This window comes from Halopseudomonas sp. (assembly GCF_047631575.1).
In the GTDB taxonomy this organism is placed as follows: Bacteria; Pseudomonadota; Gammaproteobacteria; order Pseudomonadales; family Pseudomonadaceae; genus Halopseudomonas.
Map to the genome: position 1 here is coordinate 166,400 of NZ_JBLIAB010000003.1, position 20,929 is coordinate 187,328.

The window sequence follows — 20,929 nt, forward strand, 5'->3', positions numbered from 1 at the left end:
TATGTAATAGGGACCCGGTCAGACGGCCAGAAAAAACTCGCTGACCAGCTTGCTGCCAAAATAGGCCAGGGCGAGCAGTAAAAAGCCCGCTAGGGTCCAGCGGATCGCGTTGTTGCCACGCCAGCCACGGAAATGCCGACCCCAGAGAAGAATGCCGAACACAATCCAGGCCATACAGGACAGTAGGGTCTTGTGGGCAACATCCTGGGAAAACATGTTGTCGAGGAATACGAAACCGGTGATCAGGGCCAGGGTCAGGAGTAGCTCGCCGCACAGGAGGAACTGAAAGAGTAATCGCTCCATGGTCTGCAGCGGTGGGAAGGTGCGGATGAAGCGCGTTGGGTTTTTATGTTTGAGCTGATAGTTCTGCAGGCCTAAGAGGCCGGCCTGGAAAGCGGCTATGGTGAGAATGCCGTAGGCCAGGATCGATAGCAGGATATGCGTTATCAGTATGCCTTCGCCGGATACTAGTACTTTGCCATGGCCAGGGAACAGCCAGGCCAAAAGCACGGTAATCACGGAGAGCGGGTACAAGCCGAGTAGCAGGCTGAGGACCGGAGCGCGAAAGCTGGACAGCAAAGTAATCGCGATAACCAGCCAGGCAACCAGCGATGCTGCGTTAAAGACGCCAAGAGCCAGTCCGGCGTCAGTAATTAGCTGCAAGTATAGGCTGGCGGCGTGCACCAGCAGCGCAACTAGGCCGATGACGCGCAGCAGATTGTTGTTTACGGCTCGACGCTTGGCCAGGCAGTGCATTTGGTAAATACTGCCGCTCAAGTACAGGAGCACGGCAAGCAGGCTGGGGGTGAGGGCTGTCATACTTCCTTGCAAAGAGACTCATCGAAATCGAAGTGTGGCACAAGGCGCGTTACTGTTAAAGCGCTCCCTGTCATCCACAATCGCTGCAGGGTATACTGCGGCGCTTGATCGCTTCACCCGTCTGTCCGGGTAACGGGAAGCATAGGAGATTCAGTATGTTCGACAATCTTACCGAGCGTCTGTCCCATAGTCTGCGGGGCGTAACAGGTCGGGCCAAGCTAACAGAAGAAAACATCAAGGATACCCTGCGTGAAGTCCGCATGGCCTTGCTGGAAGCGGATGTTGCCCTGCCGGTGGTCAAGGCGTTCGTTGACCAGGTGCGCGAACGCGCAGTGGGTCAGGAAGTGTCTCGCAGCCTGTCTCCAGGTCAGGTATTCGTCAAGATCATCAAGGCCGAACTTGAAGCTGTCATGGGGGAGGCCGAAGGTCTCAATCTGGCCGTTACGCCGCCGGCGGTGATTCTAATGGCCGGTCTGCAGGGTGCGGGTAAAACCACCTCTGTTGCCAAGCTGGGTAAGACCTTGCGCGAGCGGCAGAAGAAAAAGGTCATGGTGGTCAGTGCCGACGTGTACCGTCCGGCGGCGATCAAGCAGCTTGAGACCCTGGCGGCGGAAGTCGGAGTAACCTTCTTCCCGTCCGATGCCGGTCAGAAACCGGTCGATATCGTCCAGGCTGCCTTGCGGGAAGCGCGCAACCGCTTCATGGATGTGCTGATCATCGACACCGCCGGTCGTTTGGCGATCGATGCTGACATGATGGACGAGATTCGCGCTGTTCACGCGGCGGCCAAGCCGGCCGAGACGCTGTTCGTGGTCGACGCCATGACAGGTCAGGATGCGGCCCTGACCGCACAGGCGTTCAATGAGGCGCTGCCGCTGACCGGCGTGATTCTGACCAAGGTTGATGGCGACTCACGGGGTGGTGCGGCGTTGTCGGTGCGGCACATCACGGGTAAACCAATTAAGTTTTTGGGTGTGGGTGAAAAGACCGATGCCTTGGAGCCTTTCCATCCCGATCGGATCGCTTCACGCATCCTCGGCATGGGAGATGTGCTCAGTCTTATCGAACAGGCCGAACAGAAGCTCGACAAGGACAAGGCCGAGAAGCTCGCCAAGAAGCTGAAGAAAGGTAAAGGCTTCGATCTCGAGGACTTTCGCGACCAGCTGCAGCAAATGCGCGGTATGGGTGGACTCGGTTCGATGATGGATAAGCTGCCGATGATGGGTAAGATCAATCCGTCCCAGATGGAAACCGCACAGACTGAGGCGGAAAAGCAGTTTACCCGTATGGAAGCGATCATTAACTCAATGACGCAGGCCGAGCGGCGTAACCCGGATATCATCAGTGGGTCGCGTAAACGCCGTATTTCGGCGGGTTCGGGTACTCAGATCCAGGATATTGGTCGTGTGATCAAGCAGCATAAGCAGATGCAGAAGATGATGAAGAAGGTCAGCGGCAAGGGTGGTATGGCCAAGCTGATGCGCGGTATGGGTGGTATGGGCGGCGGCGGTGGCATGATGCCCCCCGGCGGTGGTGGCATGCCCAAGTTCTAGGCGTTTTGCCAGCAGCCTGACTGCAGTTCAGAAAACAGTTTTCAATAGCCGCGATATTCCGTAGAATACGCGACCTTTCGGGCACAATAGACCTGCATCCCAGGTAGTGGCCCGTAATTGATTCAATGAGTGTTATTCAAATACAGGAAACGATGTCCACATGGTAACCATTCGTCTTGCTCGTGGTGGCTCCAAGAAGCGCCCCTTCTATCACCTGACTGTCGCTAACAGCCGCAACGCCCGTGATGGCCGTTTCGTTGAGCGCGTTGGCTTCTTTAACCCAGTAGCAAACGGTGCCGAAACTCGCCTGTCTGTCGACCAGGAACGCGTTACTTACTGGCTGAGCCAGGGCGCACAGCCCTCCGAGCGCGTAGCATGTTTGTTGAAGGAAAATCAGGCTTCTGCCTGATATGAACAACCTGCCGGAGTCGTCCGGATCACCTTTGGTGGTTCTCGGCAAGATTGTTTCGGTGCATGGTGTTCGCGGTTCGGTCAAGGTGTACTCCGACACGGACCCGCTGGATAACGTGCTGGACTATCCCGAGTGGATACTCCGCAAAGGTCAACAGACCCGAACCATCAAGTTTCTTGATGCGCGAGTGCAGGGCCGGATACTGGTGGTCAACCTTGAGGGGGTGACCGATCGTGATCAGGCGCTGGGCATGGTGGGTTTCGAGATTTGTGTAGTGCAAGATGCGCTGCCCGATCTCGATGTTGGCGAATACTACTGGCATCAGCTGGAAGGCTTGCAGGTGATAACGGTCCAGGGCGAATTGCTGGGTCGAATCGATCATCTGCTTGAGACGGGATCCAACGATGTCATGGTGGTCAGGCCGTGTGAAGGTAGTCTGGATCAGCGTGAACGCCTGCTGCCCTATTTACCGGACCTGTACGTTAAATCCATCGATTTGCAGTCAGGAGTGATGCAGGTTGATTGGGACCCGGAATTCTGACCGGTGTGGGCCGGTGTAGTAACGCTTTTTCCGGAGATGTTTGCTGCGTTAACCGAGTACGGTGTGACTGGGCGCGCAGTCAAGCGAGGGCAGCTGGAGGTCGTATTCAGTAATCCCCGTGAGCACGCCCACGACCGGCATCGCACGGTAGATGACCGGCCTTTCGGCGGTGGTCCCGGCATGTTGATGAAGGTCGAGCCATTGCTGGAGGCGATCGAAGCGATCACAGCGCAGGCGCCTTCGCCGCCCAGGGTGATTTATCTGTCGCCCCAGGGCCAGCCTCTGACCCAGAAGCGGGTGCAGGAGTTGGCTTCGCTGGACAGCCTGGTGCTGCTTTGCGGGCGTTACGAAGGAATCGACGAACGCATTATTGAGATGTGCGTTGATGAAGAGGTTTCCCTTGGCGACTACGTGTTGTCGGGGGGGGAGTTGGGAGCCATGGTGCTTCTTGACTCGGTTACCAGACTGATTCCTGGCGTGCTTGGGCATGCGGACTCAGCGGTAGAGGATTCGTTTTCGGAGGGGTGGTTGGATTGTCCACACTACACTCGGCCGGAAGAGATTGCAGAGCGGCGCGTACCGGAGGTGCTGCTTAGTGGTAACCATGAATTGATCCGGCGCTGGCGCCTCAAGCAGTCCATGGGCAGAACCTGGCAACGTCGGCCAGAGTTGCTCGAGGATTTAACGCTGAGCAAAGAACAGCAACAGCTGTTGGCGGAATTTATCCGCGAACGGGAAACCGATAACCATTGATTCAAGTCCGACGGCTTGTGCAGGAGTTTTAAATGTCTAACATTATTGCCCAGATCGAAGCTGAGCAGATGAGCAAGAAGTTACCCGAGTTCGCTCCGGGTGACACCGTGATCGTTCAGGTTAAAGTGAAAGAAGGTGAGCGTGAGCGTCTGCAGGCCTTTGAAGGCGTGGTTATCGGCAAGCGTAACCGGGGTCTGAACTCCGCGTTCACCGTGCGTAAGATCTCCAGCGGTGTAGGCGTCGAGCGTACGTTCCAGAGTTATTCGCCGTTGATTGATAGCCTGACCGTCAAGCGTCGTGGTGATGTTCGTAAAGCCAAGCTTTACTACCTGCGTGCACTGTCAGGTCGTGCTGCACGTATCAAGGAAAAGCTGGGCTGATCAGTCCGCTCTTCGGTACGATAAAAGCAGCCCTCGGGCTGCTTTTTTATTGTCTGGCGTATGATGCCAAGAACGGTTGGTTCTCACGGGGTGTGACATGGCTATTACGGGCTTATCGTCCATGCAGCATCCGATGCCGCGGGCAGTTGTAAGCGAAAAGGAACAGCGCATTATCGCCGGTTATATTGATAACCTTTGGCTGGAGCGTGGTCTGGCGCGGCCGACACTGGACGCTTACCGGACTGACCTGGAACACCTGGCTGGTTGGCTTGCCACCCGCAACGCTAGACTCTTCGGGGCTAGTCGGGCTGATCTCATGGAGCATCTTGGTTGGCGCATCAACAAGGGCTACCAGGCACGGTCTACCGCCAGGTTGCTATCTTGTCTGCGCGGGTTCTATCGGCATGCCCTGCGCCAGAATCTGATTGCTCAAGACCCCACGCTGGATATCGCCTTGCCCAAGATGGGTCGTCCTTTGCCCAAGGCACTCAGTGAGGCCGATGTCGAAGCTCTGCTTGCTGCACCCGATGTCGAGGACAGTTTGGGCTTGCGCGATCGATGCATGCTCGAAGTGTTGTATGCCTGCGGTCTGCGCGTAAGCGAGCTGACAGGGTTGCGGCTGGATCAGCTCAATCTGCGTCAGGGGGTGGTGAGGGTGACTGGCAAGGGTAGCAAGGAGCGGTTGGTGCCGCTTGGCGAGGAGGCGCTGAGCTGGATTGAACGCTATTTACGTGAGGGTCGCGCTGCCTTGCTAGGAGGTCAGGCCGGAGATGTTGTATTTCCCAGTCGCCGGGGCACGGAAATGACCCGTCAAACTTTTTGGTATCGGATCAAGCTGCATGCGAGACAAGCGGGTATCCGCGGTACCCTGTCACCGCATACCATGCGCCATGCCTTTGCAACACATCTGCTCAACCATGGCGCTGATCTGCGTGTGGTGCAGATGCTGCTGGGCCATAGCGATCTGTCTACAACGCAGATCTACACGCACGTGGCGCGCCAGCGTTTGCGTGATCTGCATGCCAGCCATCATCCTCGTGGGTGAGGCCGATGTTTCATGCTAAGCTTGAACGTCTTGAAGAGGACCCATAATGCGAGCCAAATTAGTTACCACTTTGCTGCTCATGTTCAGTGCGCAGATCGTTATGGCAGCGCCGGCCGATGCTATCCGCGCCAGCCTAGCCAAGCTCAATTTGCCCATGCAGGTGCAGAACATTAGCGAATCACCGCTTGCTGGGCTTTTTCAGGTGCAGATGGACAGCGGGCGCATCATCTATGCCAGCGAAGACGGCCAGTTTCTGGTTCAGGGCGCGCTGTTTGATGTCAGCAATGGCAAGCTCAGTAATCTCACCGCCGCAGCAGAAAGCAAGGCGATTGGCGATTCTTTAAACAAGATTCCGCGCAAGGAGTTAGTGATCTTCGCGCCGAAAGAACCCAAGACTCACGTGACCATTTTTACTGATGTGGACTGCGGCTACTGCCGGTTGCTTCACAGCGAAATAGAAGAGCTAAATGAGCTGGGCATTGAAGTACGCTACGCGGCTTTCCCGCGCAGCGGTCCGACGGGTGAAAGCGCGCGGACCATGGAATCGATCTGGTGTGCGGAAGATCCGAAGAAGACAATGACCGAAGCCAAGCTGGGTAATACCATTGCCAGCGCCAGTTGCGACAATCCTGTGGCACAGCAGTATCAGATGGGCGTGCAGCTTGGCGTTAATGGTACGCCGGCGATTTTCTTGGCAAATGGCACGCTGGTAGCTGGCTACAAACCAGCTAAGGTGCTTGCCGAAGAGGCTCTGGCGAACCAGTAATTGAAAGGATCGCAGTGCAGTCCAATAATCAATCATTAGATCAAGTGGGGACCTCAGTTTGAAACCGGTGAAAGTAGGTATATGTGGTTTGGGCACCGTTGGCGGTGGCACATTCAACGTTCTGCAGCGTAATGCAGTCGAGATTTCTCGGCGGGCCGGGCGCGGCATCGAGGTTGCGCAAATTGCCGCGCGCCATCTGAACCCTGCCTGTAATACCGGGGATACGCCCATTACCGGCGACGTGTTCGAGGTGGTTAATAACCCCGATATTGATGTGATTATCGAGCTGATTGGCGGCAGCACTGTCGCCTTTGAGGTCGTCATGCAGGCGATTGCCAACGGCAAGCATGTGGTTACCGCCAACAAGGCGCTGATTGCGGTGCACGGTAACGAGATCTTCGAGGCGGCGAGCAAGCAGGGTGTTATGGTGGCGTTCGAAGCCTCGGTTGCAGGTGGTATCCCGATTATCAAAGCCTTGCGTGAAGGTTTGGCGGCCAACCAGATCGACTGGGTTGCCGGCATTATCAATGGTACCGGCAATTTCATTCTGACGGAGATGCGCGACAAGGGCCGTACCTTTGATGACGTGCTCGCCGAAGCGCAAGTGCTCGGCTATGCCGAGTCGGACCCGACCTTTGATGTAGAAGGTATCGATGCTGCGCACAAGTTGACGATTCTGGCATCGATCGCTTTTGGTATTCCGTTGCAATTCGACAAGGCTTACACAGAAGGTATCAGCAAGCTGACCACCGCCGATGTACGCTACGCTGAAGCATTCGGCTATCGCATCAAACACCTGGGTATCGCACGGCGGACCCCCGACGGGGTAGAGCTGCGCGTACATCCCACGTTGATTCCGGCCGGTCGGCTGATTGCCAATGTGAACGGCGTGATGAACGCGATTATGGTCAACGGCGACGCCGTTGGTTCTACACTCTATTACGGTGCTGGCGCCGGCGCCGAACCGACTGCTTCGTCGGTTGTTGCCGATGTGATCGATGTGGTTCGCACGCTGACGACTGATCCGAATAATCGGGTTCCGCATCTGGCGTTTCGCGCGGACTCGCTGTCGGATCTGGTGGTATTGCCGGTCGGTGCTGTCGAGACCGCCTATTATTTGCGTATCCAGGCCAAGGATCGCCCCGGCGTACTGGCCAAGGTGGCGACTATCCTGTCCGAGCGCGGCATCAACATCGAATCGATTCTGCAGAAGGAGGTCGAGGAGGAGGCTGGACTGGTGCCACTCATTATCATGACGCACCGCGTACGCGAGCAGAAGATGAATGATGCCATCGAGGCTCTCGAGGCGCTGGACGAAGTGGCCTCGCCGCTGATGCGGATCCGGGTTGAACAACTGAACTGATTAGCGGCAATTGACCATGCCGGCCGGCCGACATCGGGCACAAATCCCCTTGCCGTGAACGGGCGGCTGACACTTGCAGCCCCTATCCAAGGGTTTGAACGATGCGCTATATAAGCACCCGGGGCCAGGCTCCGGCTCTGAACTTCGAAGATGTGCTGTTGACCGGTCTGGCGACCGACGGCGGGCTATACGTGCCTGAGAATCTGCCCCGATTCACTCAGGAGGAGATTGCGTCCTGGGCTGGTTTGCCCTACCACGAGTTGGCTTTCAACGTGATGCATCCCTTTGTGGCAGGCAGCATCAGCGATGCCGATTTCAAGCGGATTCTTAAGGAGACCTACGAGGTTTTCGAGCACCCGTCTATCGCACCCCTGCGGCAACTGGGTGCTAACGAATGGGTGCTGGAGCTGTTCCACGGCCCGACGCTGGCCTTCAAGGATTTTGCGCTGCAGCTTCTTGGTCGTCTACTCGATCATTTTCTGCTCAAGCGTGGCGAGCGTGTAGTGATCATGGGTGCGACCTCGGGTGACACCGGCTCGGCTGCGATCGAAGGCTGCAAGCATTGCGAAAATGTGGATATCTTCATCCTGCATCCACACAACCGTGTATCGGAAGTGCAGCGTCGGCAGATGACGACGATCAAGGGTGACAATATTCACAATATCGCCGTTGAGGGTAATTTTGACGACTGTCAGGAAATGGTCAAAAATAGCTTCGCCGATCAGGGGTTCCTCAAGGGCACGAGGCTAGTGGCTGTCAATTCGATCAATTGGGCGCGCATCATGGCTCAGATCGTCTATTATTTTCATGCAGCGTTGCAGCTCGGCGGGCCGGCACGGTCGATGGCCTTTTCGGTGCCTACGGGTAACTTCGGTGATATTTTTGCCGGCTACTTGGCACGTAACATGGGATTGCCCATCAGCCAGTTGATCGTTGCGACCAATCGCAATGACATACTGCATCGTTTCATGAGTGGTAATCAGTACGCCAAGGATATTCTGCACGCTTCCCTTTCGCCGTCGATGGACATTATGGTGTCGTCGAATTTCGAACGTCTGTTGTTTGATATGCATGGTCGTAACGGCCTGGCCGTCGCGCAATTGATGACCGAATTCAGACAGTCGGGCACGCTCAGCGTTGAGGAAGAGCGCTGGACTGAAACACGCAGACTATTTGACTCACTTGCCGTGGATGATGAAGCAACATGTGCGACCATCACCGAGGTCTACCGCAAGACGGGTGAGCTGCTGGATCCGCATACTGCGATAGGTGTGCGCGCTGCACGAGAGTGTCGTCGTTCCATGTCGCTGCCAATGATCACGCTGGGCACGGCTCATCCGGTGAAGTTTCCAGAGGCCCTAATCAAGGCTGATGTGGATGTGGAACCAGCGCTGCCGCCGCACCTTCTCGACCTGTTCGAACGTGAGGAACGTTTCACTGTATTGGCCAACGACTTGCACGGTATTCAATCGTTCGTTGCAGCTCACGGCAATCGCGGCAAACCGCTTTGATTCAAGGCAGGGTCGGGCCAGGTGCCCGGCTGTTTGAATTCAATCGAACCTTGACGCTCGACAGGCATCCCAGGCAGTAATCAGGCGTTGTGCTGACTACGCCTTGTGCTGAATAGAGGATGTTATGGTCCGGGAATTACGTAATCTGGAACAGTTTTTCAATCACATTGCTGCCTTGGCCAGCGACCAAGGCCAGGGTTCTCTCGGCGTCGTGGTCGAGTCCGTTGGTCATCGGTCCTTTGGGCCCCTGTTGCTAGTGCTCGGTTTGACACTGACTTCGTCTCTGAGCGGGATTCCAGGTACGGCGTCGCTCAGTGCGGCATTCATCCTGCTGATTGCAGTGCAGTTGTTGATTGGACGTCGTTATTTCTGGTTACCACGATGGTTGCTCGAGCGCTCCCTGAGCGAGGCTCAGGTGCGAAAGGGCCTACGCTGGATAAACACGCCTGCCCGCTTTATCGATGGTCTGGTGCGCGTGCGGCTGACCCTGCTGGTTAGTAGGATGGGCGTCTATTTGACGGCTGCATTGTGTGTTTGTATCGCATTGGTCATGCCCATGTTTGAGCTGGTGCCACTTAGCGCTTCAGCTATTGGAGTGGTGTTGGCGGCACTGGGCCTGGCGTTGATGGCTCAGGATGGCTTGCTGGCTTTGATCGCATTTACTGTGATTGGAGCCACTTTCGGCTTAGTCATATCTAACGCCTTGTGACGAGTCGATCTCCTTGCAGTATCGCGTGAAAGATCTGACTCTTGTTCGAGCCGTATAAAAAATAATAGCCAAGGAATTGCAGATGAGAATGAACAACAGTGTCACGCGGATCTTGAAACAGTGCGGAATCGCTGTACTGGCTTTGGTGTCGCTGTTGACACAAGCGGCCCCGGTAGCGAAACAGCAAAGTCAGGTGCCCGGATACTACCGGATGAATCTGGGCGATTTTGAAGTAACGGCTCTTTATGATGGGTATATCGATCTTGACCAGACGTTGCTCCGAGGAATCGATGCGGACAATCTGCAATCGCTGTTGAACAAGATGTTCATCTCGGGTGACGGAGGTATTCAAACTGCGGTTAATGCCTACCTGATCAACACTGGTAACGAGTTGGTATTGGTTGATGTGGGGGCGGCGCAATGTTTTGGGCCGACTCTGGGAAATATCTCCGCCAATCTTAAAGCATCGGGCTATGAGCCAGAGCAGGTCAGCATGGTGCTGTTGACCCATCTGCACCCCGACCATGCCTGCGGATTGCGTAATAGCGATGGGTCGGCTACCTACCCCAATGCCACGGTCCATGTGCCGCGGGCCGAGGCCGCCCACTGGCTGGACAAAGAGCTTGCCGCGACGATGCCAGAGGCCGTTCAGCCGTTTTTCGCTATGGCGCAGGCTGCTGTGGAGCCTTATGTCGAGCGTAACCGGTTAAAGCAGTACGGTCGGAACACCGAGTTGATGCCGGGCGTGCGCACTGTCCCGGCCAACGGACATACCCCTGGTCATAGTGCTTATATGTTTCAGTCGGAGGGACAGGATTTGATGGTCTGGGGTGATATTGTGCATAGCCACACGGTGCAGTTTGCTCGTCCTGATGTCACCATCGAGTTTGACGTGGACGGCGATGCAGCATTGAACACGCGCAAACAGCTATTCAACGAGGCGGCAAAGAACCGCTTCTGGGTTGCCGGTGCGCATTTGCCCTTTCCCGGCCTGGGTCATGTCCGCCGCGAGGGTGCTGCGTTTTCTTGGGTTCCTGTGGAGTACGGCCCTTTGCGTTCGGACCGATAACCGAGTTAGCTACTGAGCAGAAAAACGCCGGAAGGTAGTTCCGGCGTCCGACATGGGATGTTGTTAGTGTGCCGTCGTGGTCTGTTCGAACTCATAACCTGCCATGCGTTCAGCTCCCCAGCTGCGCTGTATATAACCGATGACTTCGTCTAGCTCCTCGCGAGTGACTGAAGCCGGTTCACCGTGTTCTAGTGTGTCGTAGTGGAATATGTAAAGCCTGGACAGAAACTGAGCGAAGGGTAGTGAAGCTTCGCCGTATCGCTCGCCATGTCCTGCGGTACTGACTGTGACGCCGTCGCCCCAGTTTTGGCCGCTGTCGTTATTCGGATTATAAAAATACAACCGCATCTGATCAGTCTGGTCCAGAGTCACCCGTAAGATGGTGATCGCATGCCAGCCGATGAAGCGAGCGGCGCTGTCGGTGACCGCGATACCTGCTGGTTGAGGATGGATAAGGGGTTGATTGCCATTGTGATACGGATGGTAAGCAGCGTAGAAGTGGCGAAGAAAATCATCCAGATCCACCAGATTACCGGTCGGTACGTCGACGTTGAGACGGAATCCGCGTCCGGACCACCAGCCATGGAACTCCGGATTGACCCAGCGGTGGGGGTCGCCCTCGCGACCGATACAGCGCCGGCCCATCTCTGCATAAATACGGTCCAGATGCGGCACCACCAACAGCGAGACGGAGTCCAGATCGATCGGCAGCGTTTTAGCTACCCCGCTCAAGCTAGCCATTGAAGAGATCGGTTGGCCTTCGAAATGCATGATGATTTCGTCGTCACGTGCCGCCCAAGTGACCATTTGCAACAGATAATCCGGATCATTGTAAGCCCACATCGAAAGTGCCCGTGCTGACTGGCAGGTTGGGTTGTTGCCCTGACCTACTCCGAGGGGTTGGCCGAGCATGCAAAGCACCCCTTCCAGCAGCAGTGACTCAGCGGGCACCGCAGTACCAAATGCTATCGTCAGTCGCTCCCGAGACCAATCAGACAAGGGCAAGCCCAGTTGACGCCACATGGCAGGCGCTAATGGAAGCTGGAACAAAATGCCACGCTCCAGCATCAGAGCCAGACCGTAGATCGCCTGTGGCGTGCCGGCAGTAACGCCCTTATCGATCAGTGCCAGGACCAGTTCGCGATAGCACAGAAGGCAGTCGCGACCGGTAGCAGAGAGTCCCATTGCTTCAGCTAGCAGATGCTCTCCCTGCTTGAGCAGGTGACGCATCAGGACTGCGTGATAGGCAGACGCTAGTCCGGTATCGTGCATTGCCCTGGCAAAGCCTGTCGCCTCGCTTTGCAGTGCAGCGTTATCCATATAGTCGAGCCGTTCCTGATATATAGCGATACCGGGATCTTCACGACAAGCATCAGTAGGGCCAAACAGGCTGCTGACTAGTCGATCTGCGCCTTGTCCACTGGTACCCATATCTATTTCAGGGTTGGCCTGACACACGGCGATTTGCGTGATCATGCGCTTGACCGAATCGACTTGTATTGGTCGCTGTCGTAGGATGCGCCAGATTTCGCCAATCAATTTCTCGATGATATGCTCATAACCAATCGAGCTTGCAAGATGCTGCAGCAGATTGCGAGGTAGCTCGGCAAGTTGTCCTTGGGTCTCCCGTTCTGCTTCGCTTGGCGTAGAAAAAAGCAAATTCACATTGCTAGCGAGCACCTGGGTCAGAAAGTGATGTGAATACTCAGCCGACACAGTCGGGTGCTCGTAATGTCCGTGTGCGACTGCAAGCAGTCTGAGCTCGCTCAGTGCTTCGATGACCAGGGTATGCGCGTCTGCGCCCATTAGAGTATGGGTAGTCAGGGCGGGCACCAGTGTCTCTGGGCTGGCCCAGTCAGAGCCGATAAAGACGCCGGATATTTCCAGAGCCCCCGCACGCGCCTGCAGTTGGCCGCAACCGCCAGGCACCATGAGCACTCGACGTGCGGTGTCGAAGACGCGCCCCAGCTTGCCTGACTTGGCAAAATCCGGTGCGCGCTCCAGTAGCTCGAGAGCCTCGTCAAACCGTGAGAGCAACAAGACAAGCTTGTCGTTCTCCGGATTGTTCTGCGTATCCTGCTCAACCACGCACACTCTCCTCAATTGATTCGGTTGCTGCCCATGATAGGGGCCCGAAGAGCTGTGCGCTATATATAGAAATCCAGTTCTTCCTGACGCTTGAGCAATTTGTGCATTTCAGTGGAGTTTTCGCCGACGAAATACACCAGTCCCCAGTGGGTACCGAACGCAGTGCGCTTGGTCACCATCTCTTCGACCGGCGTGGTCAATTCATGGGACTCAAAGTAGGGGTGATCTTCAGTCTCCGACGGAATCTCCAGCTTGCTGACGACTCGGCGACGGGGGTAAACACCAAAGCAACCGGCGTAGCCGCTGGCATCTTCAACCTCGTTCGGAAAGTAGGCTTGCACTTCCGCTTCGGTCGATTTTGGATCGAACACCAACATAGATGCATGGTAGGCATTGAAGCCCTTATACACGCGCTCCAGCAGTTCAAAGACCTTGAATCCCGGTGGGCGGTAAGCGACCTCGCCGAAGTACATCTCACCATCGCTGGTAACGAAGTACTCGGGGTGGATCATCCCGAACTCGATATCGAACGTCTTGATCAGCTTCTTGATTTGGTCGACGATCTGCGGCCGATACTTCTCCAGTTCAGGCGAGGCGGGGACGTGGACCGAATAGCCCAGGCGCACGTACTCGGAGATATTCAGGAAACATATCTTGCCGTTGTGGACCCAGGCCTCGACTGCAAATTCCCAACCGTCGAGATGCGATTCCATCAAGGACGGAAATTCGTCATCGGGGATCGCATCCACATCATCCGGGGTACGGATAACTCGGTGTCCCAGACAACCTGCTTTATCAAAAGCCTTGAAGTGAATGGGGTCATTCGGGTCGCCGTCCAGCTTGAGTAGAGTCTGATTCACGCGTTTGAGAAAGCGGATAACGTCGGCGCGGTCGTGGGCTTCTTCGAAGATGCCAACACGGATGCCGCCTAGCTGAGCGCGTCTCTTCATCAAGGACTTGTCGCGCATCAACATTGATTGGCCGAATAGACGGGGGTTATCCAGTAATACCGAGTTGATTGCACCCGCCCACTCAACGGTTTCCTCAAAAAGGGGGATAGCAACATCAACGCCCATGTCCTTTAGGGTCTGAGCTATCTCTACCGAGCGATCATTCAGACGCTCGAAGTTCCATGGCACGTAGGGAATATCGTGTGTCTTGCAATATTCTTCAGCCCACTCGGGCGCGACAACTACATAGCGACGATCAAAGGTGGCGGCAGCCTCGACAGCGTTAGGTGCCCATCCGAGCAGAGCAATAAAACCCTTGGTTGGATCCTTCTTCATATGCGATCTCCATGAGAGGCAGGAGCTGTTCCTGCGAACGTATAATTTATATGTGTAACGACTATACATCATCAAACAGGCCCCGGCTAACAGGCGAGCTTTACGATTGAAGGGGCAAGCATTTATTAAAGCTATTAGAGAACGAAATAAAGTAGAGAAATACTTTGCCTTAGTAGATCGGTTGCCGACTGTTGCTGGGTTGGCCAATAGTGGCAATCAATCACTGGCGTTGACGCCTGGCCGGGAGTTCAGGATGATTTGCCGTACACTAATCTTGATGGGGAAATAGAATGCCGCAAGACCTTAACCTTTTGCTTGCGGGCTTTGTCCTCCCGGACGGTGTGCTGAGGTTGTTGATCAGTACCCTGCTATTGCTGACGGTAGTCATGCTTGCCCGGAGACTGACGGCACGTTTTATTCGTCGTACCGTGGCTTCCCCGGAGCTGCGTGGTCGCTGGCTGGTTAATTCGCGCAACGGCTTCCTGCTCCTCACGCTGCTGGGGCTGGTGATTATCTGGGGTGACGAGTTGCGAACCCTGGCGTTGTCGATCGTCGCGATTGCGGTTGCCTTTGTGGTGGCCACCAAGGAGCTGATCTTGTGTTTGACCGGTTCGATGCTGAAAAGTGGATCGCGCTCATTCAATCTGGGAGATCGAATTCAGGTGAAAGAGTTTCGGGGTGATGTGATCGACCAGAGCCTGCTGGTCACTACCGTGCTGGAAGTTGGTCCCGGGGCCTTGCAGCAGCGCACCAGCCGGATGATCGTGATTCCCAACGCATTGTTTGTTTCCGAGCCGGTGATCAATGAGAGCTTTACGGAAAATTATGGTTTTCACGTGTTCAGCATACCGTTTAGTCGGGGCGATGATTGGCGGACGGCGCAGCAGCTTTGTCTGGAATCGGCCAATCGCCATTGTGCTTCCTATCTTGAGCAGGTTCGCAGTTATATGATCAAGGTTAGCGCCAACAGAGGTCTCGCGGTACCTTCGGTAGAGCCGCGGGTAACACTTCAAGTGCCGACACCGGAGGCAGTTCATCTGGTCGTGCGGGTGCCGGTTAAAGTGGGGCAGCGGGGCTTTCTTGAGCAAGCCATTCTTGGTGATGTGTTCGCCGAACAGGATTTTCTTCCTGTGCGTCATGAGGATGGGGCGCGCAAATCTGATTACATCGGTGCAGGCCGTTCCGAGGATGTATGAGCCTGGCAAGACTGTGTGGTGGCATTGGCGGATAAATCCTTGTAATTTGGGGCGCACGAATTTAGTGACAACATTTTTTGCCCCGGCGCCCGTCCGGGATTCCATCACAAGAGGCAACCGATCGTGAAAACGCGTATTACTGAAATGTTCGGCATTCAACACCCTATCATTCAGGGCGGCATGCATTACGTCGGCTTTGCCGAGCTGGCTGCAGCGGTATCCAACGCAGGCGGGCTGGGCACCATCACCGGCTTGACGCAGAAGACAGCAGCCGACCTGGCCAATGAGATTGCTCGCTGCCGGGATATGACTGACAAGCCATTTGCGGTCAATCTGACTTTTCTGCCGTCGATCAGTTCGCCGGACTATCCAGGCTACATCAAGGCAATTATCGAAGGTGGTGTCAAATTCGTTGAAACCGCGGGTCGTAGCCCAGAGCAGTACATGCCTTATCTTAAGGATGCGGGTATCAAGGTGATCCACAAATGCACCTCGGTACGTCACGCGCTGAAGGCTCAGAAAATTGGTTGTGATGCGGTATCCGTCGACGGTTTCGAGTGTGGAGGTCACCCGGGTGAAGATGATATTCCCAATATGATTCTACTTCCGCGGGCCGCAGACGAACTGGAAATCCCCTTCGTGGCCTCCGGTGGCATGGCTGATGGGCGTTCGCTGGTTGCGGCGCTGGCTATGGGTGCCGAGGGTATGAACATGGGTACGCGCTTCATCGCCACCCAGGAGGCTCCGGTTCACGAGAACGTTAAGAAGGCTATCGTCGACGCCAGCGAACTGGATACTCGTCTGGTCATGCGCTCGCTGCGCAACACCGAACGCGTGCTCAATAATGCGGCGGTAGAGCGGATCATCGAAAAAGAGAAGCGCCTGGGCAAGGATCTGGAATTCAAGGACATTGCCAACGAAGTGGCGGGGGTGTATCCCCGTATCATGAAAGACGGCGAGATGGAGTTGGGTGCCTGGTCTTGTGGCATGGTCGCCGGCCTGATTCATGATGTTCCCACGTGTCAGCAATTGATCGACCGCATCATGGCCGAGGCGAATATGCTGATTCGTCAGCGCCTGAGCTCGATGCTCTGATCGCTGCCCACCGTTAGACCGACAGGTAGCCTACCAGGTTACCTGTCATATCTTGAAGTACACCCGCACTGATCCCTGCGAACCGTCTCCTTAATGCGGCATCCAATATGGATAGTATCTTAAGAAAGGAGATAATCATGTTAGACCCCGTCCTGTTGATAACTGGAGCTTCCTCCGGTATTGGCGCCGCCACAGCCCGTCAAGCTTCGAAAGCCGGATACCGGCTGGTATTGGCTGCCCGCTCGAAGGACAAGCTGCGAAGTCTGCAGCAGGAGCTTGGCGGCGAGGAAAGGGTCATCGTTGTCACCTGCGATGTGCAGGATCGGGATGATCAGCTCAGGCTAGCGCGTGAGGCGCAGGAGGGCTTTGGCCAGATTGACGCTGTTTTTGCCAATGCCGGCCGGAGCGGTGAGTCCGGAGGATTCAGCTCGGCTGACCCGGATGTCTGGCGTGACATGGTTCTGACTAACATACTGGGTGTCGGGATGACCGTGCAGGCATGCATGCCTGCCTTGCGCGAGAGCCGGGGGCATGTATTGCTGACGGGCTCGGCGGCGGGTCGGGTGACTATTGCAGGCTCAATGTATAGCGCGACAAAATGGGCTGTCTCGGCAATCGGCTATGGGCTGCGTGAAGAGGTTCGCGGCAGTGGAATACGCGTCACCCTGATCGAGCCGGGCATGGTTGATACGGCATTCTTCGATCAGCCACCGGAACGCGCCCTGAAGCCAGAGGATATTGCCCGCGCGGTACTCTATGCGCTCTCGCAACCGCCGCATGTGGATGTGAACGAGGTATTGATCAGGCCGACGCCTGCCGTGGAATAGGCGTTCATCGCAACCGCGTTCGAATGGGGAGGTTGGTCGCACGGGGTTGCAAGCGTCCGCTTTGGACAGCTCAACTTGCTGCCGTTTTTGCCGTGTGTATGGTTTCTTTGACGTCTGCCTTGTCCTCTGCATCCGGTCGCGGTGTGTCATTTTCGTCGCTGCGTGATGGGTGGTAGCAGAGGGTGGCAAGTATTGGAAAATGATCAGAGCCGAATTCTTTCAGTCGCTGCATTTGGCCAAGGGTGAAATGCTCGGTGACGAAAATATGATCAAGCGGCCAGCGCAATAGCCTGTGTCCTGCGTGGAAGGTAGAGAACATGCCGCGGCCCCGTCGCGGGTCGAGCATTCCGCTCACCCGGGTAAAGAGTTTGGTAGTGCGAGACCAGGCGACATCATTTAAATCGCCGATCAGTAACGACGGCCCTGCATGCTCGCGTATTTCCTTGCCAACCAGCAGCAGCTCCGCATCCCGCCATAGGCTGGTATCGCTTTCCTGGGGTGAGGGCGGGCGGGGATGCAGTGCGTGCAGGCGGATGCGCTCGCCACTTTTAAGAATTATCCACCCGTGAATTGAGGGGATATCGTCCTGGATCAATCGTTTGACTTCGAGCCCTTGGAGCTCCAGCCGTGAAAAAAGGTGCATGCCGTAGAGATTGTCCTGGGGGACGCTGACGATTTCCGGCCAGCCTTCGGCCAGGGCTGACTGCAGTTTTTCGCCCCACCAGTCGTCCGTTTCCAGGGTCAATACGATGTCGGGTTGGTGCTCGAGAATTTGCGTGATCAGCCCTTGGGCGTTGCGGTTGGGCGTCAATACATTCGACACCAGCAAGGTGACGCAGCGATTCTCGTGACCTGGCTCAGCTGCCTTCAGTTGGATTGGGGCCAGCTTGGTGTAGGGAAAGATCTGCCAGAGCTGAACCGCTAATACTGAAACAGGCTGTAAGCACGCCATGGATCGTCAGTCACAGTTGCCAACAGGGCGGTCAGGGCAGCCAGGCAGGCTATTTGCACCCGTGGGAACTCACAGGCGCGTAGCCACCAGTAGCGTAGCCGTATCTTGGCGAAAACGGTAACCGCAAGCAACATCATGCTCAGCGCAAAAATGGCCAGGTCGAACATGTGATGCCCCTTCCTCTATGAACTTGACTGAAAACGCTTAGACCTCCGCGTTGTGGTAAATGTTCTGCACGTCTTCAAGTTCGTTGAGCATATCGACGAATTTTTCAAACATTGCCACGTCATCGCCCTCCAGGGTTACCGATGTTTGCGGGAGAAACTGAATCTCGTCGACCGCAAAATCAATTTCGCCAAAATGTTCTGCCAGCGCCTGTTTCGCTTTGCCATAATCGGTATTGGCGGCGAAAACAGTGATCATGCCGTCTTCATTCTCGATATCTGACACATCGACGTCAGCCATCATCAGTGTTTCCAGAACGATTTCCTCATCGTCGGATGCAAACGACAAAATAGCGCAATGATCGAACATGTGGCTGACACTGCCCGGTGTCCCCATCTTGCTTTTGGTTTTAGTGAAGCAGTTACGCACGTCGGAGATGGTGCGGTTGGCGTTGTCGGTCAGGCAGTCGACGATGACGATGCAATTGCCTGGTCCAAAACCCTCGTAGCGTGCAACCGAGAAGTCTTCACCCCCACCACCCTTGGCCTTGTCGATCGCCTTATCGATCACGTGACCGGGCACTTGATCCTTTTTGGCGCGCTCGATCAGCCCGCGTAGCGTCAGATTGCCCGTGGGATCGACGCCGCCGGATTTGGCAGTGACATAAATCTCCCGAGCGTATTTGCTGTAGACCTTAGTTTTAGCGTCGGCCGTCTTGGCCATCGATTCTTTACGGTTCTGGTAAGCACGGCCCATTGAATTGCCCCGTTGGTTGTCTTCAAAACGGCGATTTTACCTGCAGATCAGGGTCAGAGCTACGAGCGATTTTCAGACCCGGACGCGACGTCGGGGATTGTTGCATTGCGTCCCGGGATAAAGGGGCCTACCTTGAAACCATAGCTGTCTGGATACCGCCAGAAGATTAAAGGAGGAAAAATGTCCCTTTCCCGATTGAATTCGAAACGACTGTTCCGCCAGCAATGCTACGTCGGTGGGCGTTGGCTGGATGCCGCTGACGGATCGACTGTCAATGTTGACAACCCCGCAACCGGCGAAGTGCTCGGCACCATTCCGTCGCTGAGTGCCACTGAAATCAATGAGGCCATTGATCTTGCCGAGACTGGCTTTCAGACCTGGCGCAAAAAAACAGCTCAGGAGCGCGCGGATCTGTTGATGCGCTGGAATGACCTGATCTTGGAGCACACGGAAGACATTGCCACGCTAATGACCCTGGAGCAGGGTAAGCCGCTGGAGGAATCTCGCGGGGAGGTCGGTTATGCGGCCTCCTTTATCCGCTGGTTCGCTGAAGAGGCGCGTCGCGTTTACGGTGAAACCATCCCAGGAGCCAAGCCAGGCCAGCACATAGTGGTTACCCGCTTGCCGATCGGGGTGACAGCGGCCATTACACCCTGGAACTTCCCTGCCGCAATGATCACCCGCAAAGCGGGTGCTGCGCTCGCGGCAGGCTGCTCAATGATCGTCAAGCCAGCCGAAGCGACGCCCTACACTGCGTTGGCATTAGCCGAGCTGGCACACGAGGCGGGCATACCTCCGGGTGTGTTCAACGTGGTTACCGGTAAGTCGAGCATGATTGGCAAGGTGTTCACAGGTAGCCCTGTGGTGCGCAAGTTGAGCTTTACGGGGTCCACTTCGGTGGGGAGCAAGCTGATGGCGCAATGTGCTGAACATGTGCAAAAGGTCTCGCTGGAGCTGGGCGGCAACGCGCCCTTTATCGTATTTGATGACGCAGATCTCGATCGAGCAGTCGAAGGTGCGATGGTCAGCAAGTTCCGTAATACGGGACAGACATGTATCTGTGCCAACCGTTTTCTGGTGCAAAAAGGCGTGCATGACGAATTTGTTTCGCGCCTTGCCGACGCAATGGGCAAGCTCAAGGTCGGTGATGGTTTCGAAGAGGGTGTTACCCAGTCAGCGTTGATCAACCACGACGCGGTGCAAAAGGTCAAACGCCACTACGAAGACGCGCTGGCCAAGGGTGCGACCCATGTGGCCGGACCCAAACCGGAGGCCGACAACGGCAACTATGTTCATCCGGTTCTGATCACTGATGTGACGCCCGATATGGAGCTGTGCGCGGACGAGACTTTCGGACCACTGGCGGCAGTGATGAAGTTCGATACCGAAGAACAGGCGCTGCAAATTGCCAACGATACGCCCTATGGTCTGGCGGCTTATTTCTACAGCACCAATATTCATCGCGTCTGGCGGGTAGCTGATCTGCTGGAGGCTGGCATTATCGGCGTCAATGAAGGGGCGGTTTCCAATGCGGCTGCGCCATTTGGTGGGGTCAAGGCATCCGGACTGGGGCGGGAGGGTTCGCGCCACGGCCTGGATGAATACACCGAGCTGAAATACCTGTGCATGGGCCCGGAGTGAAG

The 20,929-nt window shown here is 55.8% G+C and carries 21 protein-coding genes; 15 read left to right on the top strand and 6 right to left on the bottom strand.

The window, feature by feature from the left end; translation table 11 throughout:
* Nucleotides 1-18: 18 nt before the first annotated feature.
* The gene (locus ACJAXR_RS07530) at nt 19-819 is read right to left on the bottom strand and encodes an inner membrane protein YpjD (RefSeq protein ID WP_415057643.1); all 801 of its coding nucleotides are present in this window, start codon (nt 817-819) and stop codon (nt 19-21) included.
* A gap of 155 nt (nt 820-974) precedes the next feature.
* Here ACJAXR_RS07530 and ffh point away from each other — a divergent pair, with 155 nt between their 5' ends.
* The 11 genes from ffh (at nt 975) to ACJAXR_RS07585 (ending at nt 10,921) form a co-directional block, all read left to right on the top strand.
* Nucleotides 975-2,372 (top strand): signal recognition particle protein, encoded by a 1,398-nt coding sequence (gene ffh, locus ACJAXR_RS07535; protein WP_415057644.1) that lies wholly within the window; start codon nt 975-977, stop codon nt 2,370-2,372.
* Nucleotides 2,373-2,532: 160 nt separating this feature from the next.
* Complete coding sequence (rpsP, locus tag ACJAXR_RS07540; RefSeq protein WP_415057645.1) at nt 2,533-2,781, top strand: 30S ribosomal protein S16; 249 nt, start codon at nt 2,533-2,535, stop codon at nt 2,779-2,781.
* Between the two features lies 1 nt (nt 2,782).
* Nucleotides 2,783-3,325, top strand: coding sequence for a ribosome maturation factor RimM (gene rimM, locus ACJAXR_RS07545; protein ID WP_415057646.1), 543 nt, complete (start codon nt 2,783-2,785; stop codon nt 3,323-3,325).
* Nucleotides 3,326-3,328: 3 nt separating this feature from the next.
* Entirely contained in the window at nt 3,329-4,078 is a 750-nt protein-coding gene (gene trmD / locus ACJAXR_RS07550) for a tRNA (guanosine(37)-N1)-methyltransferase TrmD (protein WP_415057647.1), read from the top strand.
* Nucleotides 4,079-4,110: 32 nt separating this feature from the next.
* The gene (gene rplS, locus ACJAXR_RS07555; RefSeq protein WP_150277828.1) at nt 4,111-4,458 is read left to right on the top strand and encodes a 50S ribosomal protein L19; all 348 of its coding nucleotides are present in this window, start codon (nt 4,111-4,113) and stop codon (nt 4,456-4,458) included.
* A 133-nt stretch (nt 4,459-4,591) separates the two neighbouring features.
* The gene (gene xerD / locus ACJAXR_RS07560) at nt 4,592-5,503 is read left to right on the top strand and encodes a site-specific tyrosine recombinase XerD (protein ID WP_415057885.1); all 912 of its coding nucleotides are present in this window, start codon (nt 4,592-4,594) and stop codon (nt 5,501-5,503) included.
* Between the two features lie 46 nt (nt 5,504-5,549).
* Nucleotides 5,550-6,269: a bifunctional protein-disulfide isomerase/oxidoreductase DsbC gene (gene dsbC, locus ACJAXR_RS07565; protein ID WP_415057648.1), complete on the top strand. Its 720-nt coding sequence runs from the start codon at nt 5,550-5,552 to the stop codon at nt 6,267-6,269.
* Between the two features lie 58 nt (nt 6,270-6,327).
* Nucleotides 6,328-7,632 carry a homoserine dehydrogenase gene (locus ACJAXR_RS07570; protein WP_415057649.1) on the top strand — a complete coding sequence of 435 codons (1,305 nt, stop codon included), beginning with the start codon at nt 6,328-6,330 and terminating at the stop codon, nt 7,630-7,632.
* A 101-nt stretch (nt 7,633-7,733) separates the two neighbouring features.
* Complete coding sequence (gene thrC / locus ACJAXR_RS07575) at nt 7,734-9,143, top strand: threonine synthase (RefSeq protein WP_415057650.1); 1,410 nt, start codon at nt 7,734-7,736, stop codon at nt 9,141-9,143.
* 124 nt (nt 9,144-9,267) lie between these two features.
* Nucleotides 9,268-9,852, top strand: a complete 585-nt coding sequence (locus ACJAXR_RS07580) for an exopolysaccharide biosynthesis protein (protein WP_415057651.1) — start codon at nt 9,268-9,270, stop codon at nt 9,850-9,852.
* A gap of 82 nt (nt 9,853-9,934) precedes the next feature.
* Complete coding sequence (locus tag ACJAXR_RS07585; RefSeq protein ID WP_415057652.1) at nt 9,935-10,921, top strand: MBL fold metallo-hydrolase; 987 nt, start codon at nt 9,935-9,937, stop codon at nt 10,919-10,921.
* 63 nt (nt 10,922-10,984) lie between these two features.
* On the opposite strand, the gene ACJAXR_RS07590 is transcribed toward ACJAXR_RS07585, so the two are convergent.
* The gene (locus ACJAXR_RS07590) at nt 10,985-13,009 is read right to left on the bottom strand and encodes a hypothetical protein (RefSeq protein WP_415057653.1); all 2,025 of its coding nucleotides are present in this window, start codon (nt 13,007-13,009) and stop codon (nt 10,985-10,987) included.
* Between the two features lie 59 nt (nt 13,010-13,068).
* Complete coding sequence (locus tag ACJAXR_RS07595; RefSeq protein WP_415057654.1) at nt 13,069-14,295, bottom strand: ATP-grasp domain-containing protein; 1,227 nt, start codon at nt 14,293-14,295, stop codon at nt 13,069-13,071.
* A gap of 290 nt (nt 14,296-14,585) precedes the next feature.
* On the opposite strand from ACJAXR_RS07595, the gene ACJAXR_RS07600 reads away from it, so the two are divergent.
* The 3 genes from ACJAXR_RS07600 (at nt 14,586) to ACJAXR_RS07610 (ending at nt 17,413) form a co-directional block, all read left to right on the top strand.
* Nucleotides 14,586-15,491 carry a mechanosensitive ion channel domain-containing protein gene (locus ACJAXR_RS07600; protein WP_415057655.1) on the top strand — a complete coding sequence of 302 codons (906 nt, stop codon included), beginning with the start codon at nt 14,586-14,588 and terminating at the stop codon, nt 15,489-15,491.
* 123 nt (nt 15,492-15,614) lie between these two features.
* Nucleotides 15,615-16,586, top strand: a complete 972-nt coding sequence (locus tag ACJAXR_RS07605; protein WP_415057656.1) for an NAD(P)H-dependent flavin oxidoreductase — start codon at nt 15,615-15,617, stop codon at nt 16,584-16,586.
* Between the two features lie 137 nt (nt 16,587-16,723).
* Nucleotides 16,724-17,413, top strand: a complete 690-nt coding sequence (locus tag ACJAXR_RS07610; protein ID WP_415057657.1) for an SDR family oxidoreductase — start codon at nt 16,724-16,726, stop codon at nt 17,411-17,413.
* Nucleotides 17,414-17,483: 70 nt separating this feature from the next.
* Here the strand turns inward: ACJAXR_RS07610 and ACJAXR_RS07615 are convergent, their stop codons facing one another.
* Genes ACJAXR_RS07615 through ACJAXR_RS07625 form a run of 3 tightly spaced genes read right to left on the bottom strand, consistent with a single transcriptional unit; the run spans nt 17,484 to nt 19,286 of the window.
* On the bottom strand, nt 17,484-18,365 hold the full coding sequence (locus ACJAXR_RS07615) for an endonuclease/exonuclease/phosphatase family protein (protein WP_415057658.1): 882 nt from the start codon (nt 18,363-18,365) through the stop codon (nt 17,484-17,486).
* Nucleotides 18,335-18,532, bottom strand: coding sequence for a hypothetical protein (locus ACJAXR_RS07620; RefSeq protein WP_415057659.1), 198 nt, complete (start codon nt 18,530-18,532; stop codon nt 18,335-18,337). Before ACJAXR_RS07620 ends, ACJAXR_RS07615 begins: the two co-directional genes overlap by 31 nt.
* A 37-nt stretch (nt 18,533-18,569) precedes the next feature.
* On the bottom strand, nt 18,570-19,286 hold the full coding sequence (locus ACJAXR_RS07625) for a YebC/PmpR family DNA-binding transcriptional regulator (protein WP_415057660.1): 717 nt from the start codon (nt 19,284-19,286) through the stop codon (nt 18,570-18,572).
* Between the two features lie 180 nt (nt 19,287-19,466).
* On the opposite strand from ACJAXR_RS07625, the gene ACJAXR_RS07630 reads away from it, so the two are divergent.
* Nucleotides 19,467-20,927, top strand: coding sequence for an NAD-dependent succinate-semialdehyde dehydrogenase (locus ACJAXR_RS07630; protein WP_415057661.1), 1,461 nt, complete (start codon nt 19,467-19,469; stop codon nt 20,925-20,927).
* The last annotated feature ends 2 nt before the right edge of the window (nt 20,928-20,929 follow it).

Coding starts and splice junctions, on each gene's coding strand:
- ACJAXR_RS07530 (WP_415057643.1), bottom strand. CDS start 819: ATGACAGCCCTCACCCCCAGCCTGCTTGCCGTGCTCCTGTACTTGAGC.
- ffh (WP_415057644.1), top strand. CDS start 975: ATGTTCGACAATCTTACCGAGCGTCTGTCCCATAGTCTGCGGGGCGTA.
- rpsP (WP_415057645.1), top strand. CDS start 2,533: ATGGTAACCATTCGTCTTGCTCGTGGTGGCTCCAAGAAGCGCCCCTTC.
- rimM (WP_415057646.1), top strand. CDS start 2,783: ATGAACAACCTGCCGGAGTCGTCCGGATCACCTTTGGTGGTTCTCGGC.
- rplS (WP_150277828.1), top strand. CDS start 4,111: ATGTCTAACATTATTGCCCAGATCGAAGCTGAGCAGATGAGCAAGAAG.
- xerD (WP_415057885.1), top strand. CDS start 4,592: ATGCCGCGGGCAGTTGTAAGCGAAAAGGAACAGCGCATTATCGCCGGT.
- dsbC (WP_415057648.1), top strand. CDS start 5,550: ATGCGAGCCAAATTAGTTACCACTTTGCTGCTCATGTTCAGTGCGCAG.
- thrC (WP_415057650.1), top strand. CDS start 7,734: ATGCGCTATATAAGCACCCGGGGCCAGGCTCCGGCTCTGAACTTCGAA.
- ACJAXR_RS07580 (WP_415057651.1), top strand. CDS start 9,268: ATGGTCCGGGAATTACGTAATCTGGAACAGTTTTTCAATCACATTGCT.
- ACJAXR_RS07585 (WP_415057652.1), top strand. CDS start 9,935: ATGAGAATGAACAACAGTGTCACGCGGATCTTGAAACAGTGCGGAATC.
- ACJAXR_RS07595 (WP_415057654.1), bottom strand. CDS start 14,295: ATGAAGAAGGATCCAACCAAGGGTTTTATTGCTCTGCTCGGATGGGCA.
- ACJAXR_RS07600 (WP_415057655.1), top strand. CDS start 14,586: ATGCCGCAAGACCTTAACCTTTTGCTTGCGGGCTTTGTCCTCCCGGAC.
- ACJAXR_RS07610 (WP_415057657.1), top strand. CDS start 16,724: ATGTTAGACCCCGTCCTGTTGATAACTGGAGCTTCCTCCGGTATTGGC.
- ACJAXR_RS07615 (WP_415057658.1), bottom strand. CDS start 18,365: ATGGCGTGCTTACAGCCTGTTTCAGTATTAGCGGTTCAGCTCTGGCAG.
- ACJAXR_RS07620 (WP_415057659.1), bottom strand. CDS start 18,532: ATGTTCGACCTGGCCATTTTTGCGCTGAGCATGATGTTGCTTGCGGTT.
- ACJAXR_RS07625 (WP_415057660.1), bottom strand. CDS start 19,286: ATGGGCCGTGCTTACCAGAACCGTAAAGAATCGATGGCCAAGACGGCC.
- ACJAXR_RS07630 (WP_415057661.1), top strand. CDS start 19,467: ATGTCCCTTTCCCGATTGAATTCGAAACGACTGTTCCGCCAGCAATGC.